General features: G+C 42.8%; 10 protein-coding genes and 1 tRNA gene. 1 reads left to right on the top strand and 10 read right to left on the bottom strand.

Annotated elements, in window-relative coordinates; translation table 11 throughout:
• Window positions 1–81: 81 nt before the first annotated feature.
• The 6 genes from G3T18_RS11435 to G3T18_RS11410 form a co-directional block, all read right to left on the bottom strand.
• The gene (locus G3T18_RS11435) at window positions 82–309 is read right to left on the bottom strand and encodes an indolepyruvate ferredoxin oxidoreductase subunit alpha (protein ID WP_224410681.1); all 228 of its coding nucleotides are present in this window, start codon (window positions 307–309) and stop codon (window positions 82–84) included.
• Between the two features lie 212 nt (window positions 310–521).
• Window positions 522–1,742 (bottom strand): ATP phosphoribosyltransferase regulatory subunit, encoded by a 1,221-nt coding sequence (locus G3T18_RS11430; protein ID WP_224410685.1) that lies wholly within the window; start codon window positions 1,740–1,742, stop codon window positions 522–524.
• Window positions 1,743–1,887: 145 nt separating this feature from the next.
• On the bottom strand, window positions 1,888–2,805 hold the full coding sequence (locus G3T18_RS11425; RefSeq protein WP_224410680.1) for a J domain-containing protein: 918 nt from the start codon (window positions 2,803–2,805) through the stop codon (window positions 1,888–1,890).
• 102 nt (window positions 2,806–2,907) lie between these two features.
• Window positions 2,908–3,744, bottom strand: coding sequence for an inositol monophosphatase family protein (locus G3T18_RS11420; protein ID WP_224410679.1), 837 nt, complete (start codon window positions 3,742–3,744; stop codon window positions 2,908–2,910).
• A gap of 18 nt (window positions 3,745–3,762) precedes the next feature.
• Window positions 3,763–4,311, bottom strand: coding sequence for a thermonuclease family protein (locus G3T18_RS11415; RefSeq protein WP_224410678.1), 549 nt, complete (start codon window positions 4,309–4,311; stop codon window positions 3,763–3,765).
• Complete coding sequence (locus G3T18_RS11410; RefSeq protein ID WP_224410684.1) at window positions 4,286–4,654, bottom strand: 2Fe-2S iron-sulfur cluster-binding protein; 369 nt, start codon at window positions 4,652–4,654, stop codon at window positions 4,286–4,288. Before G3T18_RS11410 ends, G3T18_RS11415 begins: the two co-directional genes overlap by 26 nt.
• Window positions 4,655–4,759: 105 nt before the next feature.
• Here G3T18_RS11410 and G3T18_RS11405 point away from each other — a divergent pair.
• Window positions 4,760–4,846, top strand: a tRNA-Ser gene (locus G3T18_RS11405).
• A 64-nt stretch (window positions 4,847–4,910) separates the two neighbouring features.
• Here G3T18_RS11405 and G3T18_RS11400 read toward each other — a convergent pair.
• From G3T18_RS11400 to G3T18_RS11385, 4 genes are all read right to left on the bottom strand, one after another.
• Window positions 4,911–6,668, bottom strand: coding sequence for a DMT family transporter (locus G3T18_RS11400; protein WP_224410677.1), 1,758 nt, complete (start codon window positions 6,666–6,668; stop codon window positions 4,911–4,913).
• Between the two features lie 302 nt (window positions 6,669–6,970).
• On the bottom strand, window positions 6,971–8,242 hold the full coding sequence (locus tag G3T18_RS11395; RefSeq protein ID WP_224410676.1) for an inorganic phosphate transporter: 1,272 nt from the start codon (window positions 8,240–8,242) through the stop codon (window positions 6,971–6,973).
• 170 nt (window positions 8,243–8,412) lie between these two features.
• The gene (locus G3T18_RS11390; protein ID WP_224410675.1) at window positions 8,413–9,411 is read right to left on the bottom strand and encodes a DUF1822 family protein; all 999 of its coding nucleotides are present in this window, start codon (window positions 9,409–9,411) and stop codon (window positions 8,413–8,415) included.
• A complete protein-coding gene (locus G3T18_RS11385) occupies window positions 9,411–10,145 on the bottom strand; it encodes a hypothetical protein (protein WP_224410674.1) in 735 nt (244 codons plus the stop codon). Before G3T18_RS11385 ends, G3T18_RS11390 begins: the two co-directional genes overlap by 1 nt.
• Window positions 10,146–10,498 lie beyond the last annotated feature (353 nt).

The raw sequence follows: 10,498 nt of genomic DNA, 5'->3' as shown, positions 1-10,498 counted from the left end.
GACCTCTTCCGAAAGAACAAAAGATAGACAGAGAAAATCTTTCTGTCTATCTTTGGCATACTTCTTCAATCTCCCTCAAACTTACTCAGGAGTTTTTTGCAAATCGGGTCTTTCTTCAGGAACGATCGCGCCTTCTACAGGACATACTTGTAGACAAATCCCACAGTCGATACAAGTATCAAAATCAATCCAATACCAATCAGTCCCCTTGCTATTTTTACCGGGACCTGGATGAATACAGGCTACAGGACAGGCATTGACGCAATCAGCTACTCCTTCACAAATATTGGTAACAATTGTATGTGCCACGGTGTTCTCTCGTTTAGTGATTCGGTATTTTTCTTTGATGAGCGATCTATTTATACCCTAGCAAGCTTAGGTCAGTGAAGGGGATTGGGGACTGGGGATTGGGGACTGGGGATTGGGGAAGAGGGGGAGGGGGAGGACAAGGAGGATAAACTGCTAACTGCTAACTGTTCACTGCTAACTGTTCACTGTTCACTGAACCCAATCCCCAATCTCTAACACCCGATCGCCTCTATTTCCGGCGTACCATCAGCTTTTACCCAAACAACACGACTGATATCGCGCGATCGCGCATACTCGCGAATTTCTTCTCGGTTTCGTCCCCCTAAATCTATTTCCACCCGAACTAAATGTTCTGACTGACGCAATTTTTGTGCGTAAACAAAAGCGGCTGCTTCTGCGGAGGAGCGATCGGGTACGATCAACCAATCGCTAGGTGGCATTTCTTGAGGTAACTCTGACGTTCCTAAAAGCAAATGATGTAATTCTTCCAAATTCACTGCAAAGCCGATACCAGGGGCTGTTTCTCCTTGAGGATGATAAAGTCCGAGAAGTCGATCGTAACGTCCACCTTTTCCCAAGATCCGCGATTGATTCTTACTAAAACTAACTACTTCAAAAACAATCCCGGTGTAATAATCAATCGTTTGTAATAAGCTAAGGTCAAGAATCAGAGGTAAAGGAAAGGGAGAACTTTCGTTAAGCAATTCCACCAAAGACTTAAGGTTATTAACCGTAGCTTTTCCTGACTCATCCAGATCCAAGCTTGCCACTTTTTGCAAGACATCGGCTGGTTTTCCCCGCAAATCAAAAATAAACAAAGCGCGATCGCGCAATTCTTGGGAAAGAGATAAATTTTCTAATCTAACGCGATCGAGGTGAGAAATACAGTAGCGTACTCGCGATCGTAAAGATTCCGGAAAAGGAGCAAGTAAACTGCGAGTTAATCCTGCTTCTCCTAAAATTAAAGACCAATCCTGAAGCTTAAATTCATCTAAACAATCTGCCAGTAAGAGAATAATTTCTGCATCTGCTAACACACCTCCTTTACCCAACAACTCTACCCCAGCCTGATAAAATTCCAACTGACGACCGGGATAAGTTGCCGAAGCACGACGAAAGACATTAGCTACATAACAAAGGCGTTGAGGATAGCTGTCAGACGACATTCGCGTCACCGCAGCGCGAGCGATCGAAGCAGTTAATTCGGGGCGTAATCCCAAACTACCTTCATCCCCTTCTTGTAATTGAATCACAGTGGAACGCTCGATCGCACCACCAGCCATCAGAGTATCCAGCCATTCGAGAGTTGAAGTAATAATGCGCTGGTAGCCCCACCTGTGAAACACTTCCTGCAAACGTTCGCGAAGGTGTTGTTTTTGGGCAACTTCGAGGGGTAATAAATCTTTAGCACCTGCTGGTGGTTGATGGATCATCGGTGACAATGTTGGTGAACTTAGTTATTTGCCTAGGAAAGTTTAGCGTGGAGCGAACTAACAGACAACAACTGAATTAGTTTTCTCCCTAACTTGTTTCACTATATCGCCTCTGAGGTACACCAAGAGTCAAGAATTGACCAGATCATTTTTTGCCAAACAAACCACCAAACATACCGCTATTATTAGACTTGGCTGAAGCTTTCGAGCGATCGCTCTTAGTGCCATTTGTTCCTTTACTCACTTTATCTAGTGCTTGTTTAGCTTGTATTACTATTGGTTCTTGGGGGCTTAATTGATAAGCTTTGTTGATGTGAACCTTCGCCATCGTTCCTTGTTTTTGCTTCAAATAAGCTGTACCAAGCAAAGCATGACCAATAGCATTATTTGGTTCTAATTTCAGAGCATCGCGCAATTCTAAAATTGCTTGGGAATAATTGTTTTTACCCATATACTCTTGAGCGCGGTTGAGATAAGGTTCTGCTTGGGATTTAGGTTTGAGTGGTTTTTCTTCCTTCTCTACGACCTTCTTGCTATCTCGATCTTCATTAGCTTGAACTTTAACTGGTTGCTTAATTCCTTGACCTTGTTTGCGCATTAAATAAACCAGGTTCAGTTCGCTAATTTCCGCAACTGTATCTAGAACTTGGTCTATATATTTATACTGCTCTGTTGCAAGTTTTTGTAGTAATTTGCTGTAAGCTAGGTCTACATTAGCACCTGCTTGCAATAACTCTTGAGCCGATTTTCCAATCACCGATGGTTTTCCACCTTCACGAGCAAGACGCTGACCCATTTGAGCAAGTACCAACTGATATTCTGCCCGAGATTTATCTTTAGATAATTGTTCGTATGCGGGATTGACCAATTTAGATAACATTTCACTCGCTTGACGTTTATGTCCTCGATCTTCACCCTTAAAACTATCTGGATGCAAGCTACGAGCTATTTTGAGATATTGTTTCCGTACCACTTTCGGATCGGCATTTAGCGGAATACCTAATACGGCGTGGTAGTCAGCGATCTCAAATTTAAAAAGTCCGCGTTCAATATTAAAAGACATAGGATTGGATAATTTCTGTGTACGGAAGTAAGGTTTTATTGAATAACTACAAACTGGCTTCCTGGTTTTACGCCCAAATTTTAATTTTTCTCTAGAAGTAGTTTAGCTAATTTCTTTGTCCCAGGAGGCCAAAGAGGGAGTTTTCTGCAAAGCTTCGCTCAGAGAGTTATGAAGCTTGCCGTTAGTTGCCAAAATTCTCCCAGATTCTAAGATAAAGGAACTGCCATCATAAGCGCTAACTTTGCCTCCAGCCTCCTCAACTAAGACGATACCTGCCGCCATATCCCAAGGTTTGATTCCCCTTTCCCAGTAGCCATCTAAACGCCCGCAAGCGACATTAACTAAATCTAGTGCTGCCGAACCACTGCGGCGAACTCCTTGAGTGAGGTGAGTAAGATAACAAAACTCAGCATAATTATTATCGGTGGTTTCGCGTCTGTCGTATGCAAAACCTGTTACCAATAAACTTTTACTGAGTTCGCTAGTTTGAGAAACTTGAATCGGGCGACGGTTACAAGTTGCGCCTAATCCTTTAGCGGCGCGAAATAACTCATTCCGAAAGGGATCGTAGACTACACCAACTACGGGTACTTTTTCAATTAGTAAACCTACGGAAACTGTGGATAAAGGATAAGCGTGAGCGAAGTTAGTCGTACCATCAAGAGGATCGATAGCCCACAAATAAGGACTTTGAGTATCTCCTAATTTCCCAGATTCTTCGGCTAAAATCCCGTGTTCGCTGAAGTGAGTTTGAAGAACATGAATTAAGACAGCTTCAGCTTTTTTATCTGCTTCGGTAACTAAATCTCCGGAACGTCCTTTTTCTTCGATCGCCTGGACGTTACCCCAGTAGTCTTGTAAAATCGCGCCAGCAGAGAGGACAGCTTCACTAGCAATGTCCAGAAAAATTTGTAGTTGTTTGGCTGAAGGTTCTAACATAAATTTCGAGCAGATCGATTACTCTGATGCTAGCGATCGCAAAGGTTGTTCGGGGTTCCAAATTCCTAAACCCATGATGCGAGCATATTCTTGGGCGCGACGCAAGCGTTCGCTGTATTTAATGTTTGGCGATGAGGGAATGGCGATCGCGTAACCTTGTTTAACTAATTCTTCATTCAGTAGTTTTCCCTGGTGCCAAACATATGCTAAACGACGGTCAAAACGGTCTTTTTCTTGAACATCTGACTCGACGATTATAGATCCTAAGTTGGGGTTTGCTGTGTCCCTATCTTCGCTGACTAAGCTTTCTAGCTGTTTTTTGGCATCGCTTCCCCAAGGTTCCTGTGCTAAATCTGGTGCTTTAATCCCAATTAGTCGGACTCGCTCGATTAAGGCTGGTTGTTGGGATGTTACCACGACTTCCAGGGTTTGTCCGCTCACTACCCGTTGGACTTGAGCCGTTAATCCCGTGGGAGTTGTTTCCGAGGGGAGAGTTTGGCAAGCTGCTAACAGTAGCAAGCACCCAAAAATTAGTTTTCGGCTAATCTTCGTCCAAAGGTAGTCCAAAACGGACTTTCCCCTTACCAAAGTAACGACCAAATTGAAGTTCGTAAACTTCATCTTCATCTTGTGTCTCCACTTCCAAGTCGGAGCGGGGATAACTCACACACAAAAGAGCGTATCCTCTCTCCCGTAAATTTGGCGAGAGTCCCATTGCTTCTGGTTGATAGATTTCACCTGAGTTGACTCTCACAGCACAAGTAGTACAAGCTCCGTTACGACAAGAAAAAGGTAGTTGTATTCCCTGAGCTTCGGCACTAGCGAGGATATATTCATCTTCGGGAACTTGTAGGTTGTAGAAAGCTCCCGTGTTGCGATCGTGAATTTGAATGCGATAAAAACGTTTCATGACCATATTGTAATGCAGTTAGCGAGCGCCATTTGTTTTAAATTTCCCCCAAATATTACCAAAATGGCAAATTGCTTGTTATCATAGATAACTGACCCGCCTTTTGGAGAGGTGGCCGAGTGGTTGAAGGCGCAGCACTGGAAATGCTGTTTAGGGGCAACTCTAACGAGGGTTCGAATCCCTCCCTCTCCGTGCTAATGAAGTAATATCAAATTTATCGGGTGCGCGATCGACGCACCCGACTACTTTTTTTTAATCAGCGATTAGTGTTTTTGGCTGGTTTGGGCTTTTTCCACATCCGTTCTAAACTCAGTCCTAATACTCCCAGAGTAACGATTAACATTCCTACCCATTGAATACCGATTAAAGGTCGTCCGATAATCAACCAAGCCAGAATGGTCGTTAAAACTGGACCTGTAGCACCGAAAATTGAGGCGCGGGCGGCACCAATTAAGCCGATCCCGATATTGTTGAGTAGATAAGAAAGTAACGTTAATCCGCCCAAAATTAAACCGCTAACAATCAAGTTAGACCACATTAGAGGATCTACACTGACATCCCAGGTAGGCGGTAGGGGCAGAAAGGGAAAGATAAATAAGCTCAAACCCGAAAAAATCAGAATTGTGACAAAATTAACTACGCTGAAGGGAACAGGATGTAGTTTTTTGGCGGAAGCTTGAGTAAGTAACACGTAAAAAGCAAAAGTGACACCAGAACCAACTGCGGTACTAAAACCGCGTAAAGGAAAACTTTCAACTGCTCCTCCTCCAGCCAAAGAAATCAGCACTACCCCTAAAAAGACTACGGCTGTGGCAATACTGCGAATTAAAGTTGGACGTTCTCCAAACAGTAACCATGAAAGTAGCACGGTAACGATCGGGAAGATGAAGAAAATTGTAATTACTACTCCTGGAGAAAGTGCCGAACCGAAGGAGATATAAATTAGCACTTGGGAGATAAAGAGGAAAAAACCACTACCGATTACTTTTAGCCAAAGTCGCCAGTCTTTCGACTGGAAAGAATTCATAATATCCTGCCAAGTCCGCGAGTAAAGAAATCCTGCCAGAATTGCCATCATTGGTACTACGACTACCATCCGCAGCCACAAAATGAGTAGCGAATTGCCCACGCTGGGAGAAATATATCCTCCCAACTCGAATAAGCCCAAAACTGAGGCAGGTTTGAGTACGATCGCGACAACGACGTTATACAGTGACAGTGCTAAGGAGGAAAGTAAGGCTAGGGTGATTCCCAGCTGAAGTTTGGATTGTTTTTTGGGTTGAGGCTTAGTAGGTGCAGGATGTTCTGCCGATGGAGGTTGGGCTTTGGGAATTTTAGTTCTGGAAGAGGAAGTAACGGTTGGTGTTGGCGGTGGTGGTTCGGGAATTGCTCCGGTTTGATATACTTCCGGAGATTGATAGCGAGGGGAAGTCCTCCTCGGTGGTGGTGATGTTGGTGGAGGAGAAGCGATCGCTTCTGTTTGCAGTTCGGCTTTTAACCGACTCACTAATGCTTCTAAAATTGCTTCTCCTTGCTGTTCGAGATTATACATCTGACCTAGCTGCTGGGATAGCGAACTTTGATAGCTGCTCAGGTCTTGCTGTAAGGTTCTGAAAGTGGTTCTCAGAGTAGAATCCAAGGAGAGAATTAGTTGACGAGCGTTTTCGTTATAGTCTACTTCGCCAGCCGATGTGGGGCTTGCTCCTCGATCTCTTGCTGAGAGAGTTAAGCCCTGTCTGAGTAAATCTTCTAGTTGATTAACTAAGGCTGGGGCAATTTGCTGTATTAACTCTTGCTGTCGATTGAGTTGCTGCTGACGGTTTAATTCCAGTTGCTCAACTTCTTGTTGTAAGCGATTTTTTCTAATTTGGAGTTGCTCAATTTCTTGAGACAACTGGAAAATAAAGTTTTGTTTCAGATTTTCCAACTCATCAGTTATTTCTCGCAGACGCGTTTCTGCTGCCCCAGGATCGACGTTTTGATAGTTTTCTGGTTGATTGTCCAGTTGCCCCATTTGCTTTTATCCTCAATACCATTAGACCGAGAAGGAATCTCCACGAGGCTGAAGGCGCTAATTACGCTTTCGACTTCGGGAGCGAATCGCCAATTTCTCTGGCAGAAATTTATTTTTTTACCAATTCAAGAGATGATTTTGCTTGGTCGTTATTGCTGACATTGTATTAGAGGACATCTCCCAATAGCCAGAAATTTGCCAAGTTAGCTTCTCAGTCTTGGGTAACAGGATAACCTTAAATTTGTTACTCGCGATCGCTTAATCGGGCGCTGGACTTTGCCCCATCGCGGATTGCTGGTTATCTAGTAAAACAGCGATCGCAGTACGGTAAAGCCAATCGCGCTTAAAATAGCTGTGGCTGGTAAGGTTATTACCCAGGCGAGAACTACCGCTCGGACGGTTTGGAATTTGATTTTTTGGCTTTGCTCAAATAAGCCAATCCCCACTACACCGCCCACTAAAGCTTGGGAGGTGGAAACTGGTAAGCCTAAGCGAGAGGCGACTAAAACTGTCGTAGCGGTGGCGATTTCGGCGCAAAAGCCGCTACTGGGTTGCAGGGTAATGATTTCTTCGCCGACGGTGGTAATGACGTTTTTACCAAAGGCTGCCAATCCAGCGACGATTCCTGCACCGCCGAGAATTAAAATCCACAGGGGGACGACAAAATTTACGATGGGTACTGTACCCGTGCGGAGAATATAGGCGATCGCGGCGAGGGGGGCGATCGCGTTACCGACATCGTTGGAACCGTGGGCGAAGGCGACGAAGCAAGCACTGATAACCTGGAATCTTCCTAATTGCTTCTCTACAGCCTGTAATTGTTCTTTCTTGGCTTCGGAATCATTTCCTCGGCTTTTGATTGCTTCTAGCCCGCGCCAGCTAGCAATGGTAAGACTTACAGTAGCGATAGCACCTACTGCGATAGAAAAGTCGTGATTTGGTAGCGCAAAGGAGTTGAAAAAGGGTGTAGCGAAAATTGTTGGTAAGACAATTACGCCGAAGACACTGAGAAGTATAGCACTCAGCCAAGGAATCCATTCCTGTAACTGAGCGAGAGGATCGGGTTGATTGAGAATCCAACGTTGAATTTGGCTGTAAAATAAAGCAGCGATCGCGCCACTGATCAATGGAGTAATCAGCCAAGCCGAGGTAATACTGCCAATATTGCTCCAGTCTACCGAATTAAAGCCAGCCGCTACCCAACTAAATCCGGCGATCGCGCCCACCACTGCATGAGATGATGCTACTGGTAAACCGAAACTCGTCGCAATTTGTAACCACAAACCCGCAGCTAACAAAACAGCAATCATTCCCAATAATAACAGTTTCGGAGTATTAGCAAAAAGTTCCGGTTCGACAATTTCCGTCGCTAAAGTCGCAGAAACATTTTGACCAAAAATAACCGCCCCAGAAAACTCTAACACTCCAGCAACAATTATCGCCTGCCGCAGCGTCAAAGCTTTAGAACCAACCGAAGTTCCCATTGAGTTAGCAACATCATTCGCTCCGAGATTCCAAGCGACATAAAATGCTAACAGTGCCGTCAGCCCAAGTTGGAGAAAAGAAGATGACATTTATACAGCAAAAAAGGACTAAATTCGATAATTACTTGTTTTATTTTATCCTTCATCTGTCTGAAGTTAAATATTTAACTCGCTTTGATCTTTAAAGATCGGTGAATAAATTGTTCTTGTCTGTTAATGATTCTAAATATTGCTCCACTTCCCACACCTACAACCATTGTTTAAATCGAAAAACTTTCTGTAAAAGTAGTATTATTCAAAGCAAGTTTTACCAGAAAACCTTCACCTAATTTAGCAGGAAACCAAATGTCAAAGCGAGGTTCGTTAGTTTTAGCTTTAAATTCCACAGGTTTTCCTGCTGTATCTTCTACAAGATTTCCTGATTCATCAAGTAAACTAAATAATAAATTAGTGGGTAAACGCATTTGTCCTTTTGAAGGACGTAACTGTAGACGTATACCTTTGTTTTCTGAGTCTTGTTCCCAAACAAAAACAATTAAGATCGCAGCCTCATTCGCTGATTGTCTTCCTAAGTTAATTTGTTTGCAGCGAATAACTGGATTTTGAGGAATTCCTCTACTACGAAAACGAGTAACTGGAACTAAATCTGCTTCTTCAAGATCTAAAAGTTCTTGTACAGTTTGCCAACCTGCTTTAATTATTTCTCCAAAGTCATTTGCTAGCCATTTACTCAAGTTTATTGTTGATTGAGCAAAGACAATATTTTGCTTTACTTGCAACTCATCCAAATATTCTGTTAAATCTTCTAGAGGTTGTAAATCTTCAATTTTTATTTGTTCTGGCAAAGTTTTAGCAGCAGTAGCGGGAATGAATCCTAATAGTTTTACTTGCTCTAAATCTGGCTCAAATTTAACTAATACACAGCCGATTCTGTCTTCTGTCACCTCTGGTGGTAAAGAAAAATGTTTTTGCTCAGATAGCACCGGACGACACTCAATTTTACCAATACCTGATATCACTAAATCAGCTACATTATGAAAGCGTCTGACTACAGAATTCCAACTTTCACTCTGGTTAAGATTTGAGGGTAATTCCATCCATTCTAAAAAACTATAAACAGCACAGACAGCCAAGGTGTTATAAAATACTTCTTGGGACTTTTCTGAGGTTACTTGTTCGCGAGCAAATTGCTGGGCATAGTGACGAGATTCTTGACTAATTTTGAGTGGGATAAAAAAAGGAGTTTCCGCGTTATTCATTATTCTTTCTCCATTTGTTCTTGAATACTTTTAGCAATTTCTTGTAAAAGAGACTGACACTTTCTTTGCCAATGAGAAGTCACAGTTCCCAAGGGAATATTTAACTCTTGGGCTAGCTTTTTCCATTTTTCAGGCGGCTCTTTAAAGAAACGCCTTTTGGTGATTTCCTGACAATTAGCTTGAGGATATTGGTGAGGAAAACAGTTCCGTAGCTTTTGCTCTGGATCTACTTCCAAATAACGCCTCAGTCTTCTTTGAAAATTCTCAGTTTTTTCTATTTCTTCTTGACGAGCGAGTTGCTCAATTCCACTAGGATTGGGAGCGGGGAGAATATCAAGAAAAGTGCTTCTTTGCTCGTCTCCCAAACAGACATCTAAACTCAATGCTTCGCCTTGTTCGCGATACACATCTATTTTTTTGAACTTCAGAATTATCTTAAACCACTGAATAAAGCATTTCCTCAGAAATTCTGGATCTACATTTTCGAGATTCAAATTTCTTTTCTGAACAAATTTACGAATGTTTTCTCCGCTAATATTGCCCCGAAAGGTGGAAACACCCTCTAAAGCTCGATTAAAGGCATCTCGTGTATTAATCTCAGAGTTGGGAGAAATGTAGACGCTGGGTAATTGGGGGATAAGCTTTAACAAGCGGTTCATAGCTGCTTTTTGTTGTGGACTTCCATCGGTATTCAGAACTACCTCTTGAATGAGTTGACGTAGCTGTTCGTCCATCGGGCTATTTACTGGAAACTTAAGGAAATTGTTTCAGTATTACCACAAATTAGGATACGAAGACAGATAACCTCAATATTTTATTCGCTGAAATGGAAAGATTTATGCAAAATTTGTTGCTTTTGACTTCTCTGGGCTCTAAAGAGACGGAGATTTACAAGTACTCAATCGAACTCTTGCAGGCATAGTCAAGTTGCCTCTAGTCGCTCAATATGTTGGCATATAGCCGCATATATTGCGCTTACTTTTTTTTAGTTTTATGCTTTCAAACATCCATCACAAAAGCTAATTTAGTACGCTCCTCGCTCTGAAGAAAGCTTGCAGTGGTTTAGCCGGCGGACTTACTTACCGGG

Origin of the sequence: Oscillatoria salina IIICB1, assembly GCF_020144665.1 — a bacterium.
Classification (GTDB): domain Bacteria; phylum Cyanobacteriota; class Cyanobacteriia; order Cyanobacteriales; family SIO1D9; genus IIICB1.
This window is presented reverse-complemented; position numbering and strand designations above follow the sequence as displayed.

Coding starts and splice junctions, on each gene's coding strand:
- G3T18_RS11430 (WP_224410685.1), bottom strand. CDS start 1,742: ATGATCCATCAACCACCAGCAGGTGCTAAAGATTTATTACCCCTCGAA.
- G3T18_RS11425 (WP_224410680.1), bottom strand. CDS start 2,805: ATGTCTTTTAATATTGAACGCGGACTTTTTAAATTTGAGATCGCTGAC.
- G3T18_RS11420 (WP_224410679.1), bottom strand. CDS start 3,744: ATGTTAGAACCTTCAGCCAAACAACTACAAATTTTTCTGGACATTGCT.
- G3T18_RS11410 (WP_224410684.1), bottom strand. CDS start 4,654: ATGAAACGTTTTTATCGCATTCAAATTCACGATCGCAACACGGGAGCT.
- G3T18_RS11400 (WP_224410677.1), bottom strand. CDS start 6,668: ATGGGGCAACTGGACAATCAACCAGAAAACTATCAAAACGTCGATCCT.
- G3T18_RS11395 (WP_224410676.1), bottom strand. CDS start 8,242: ATGTCATCTTCTTTTCTCCAACTTGGGCTGACGGCACTGTTAGCATTT.
- G3T18_RS11390 (WP_224410675.1), bottom strand. CDS start 9,411: ATGAATAACGCGGAAACTCCTTTTTTTATCCCACTCAAAATTAGTCAA.
- G3T18_RS11385 (WP_224410674.1), bottom strand. CDS start 10,145: ATGGACGAACAGCTACGTCAACTCATTCAAGAGGTAGTTCTGAATACC.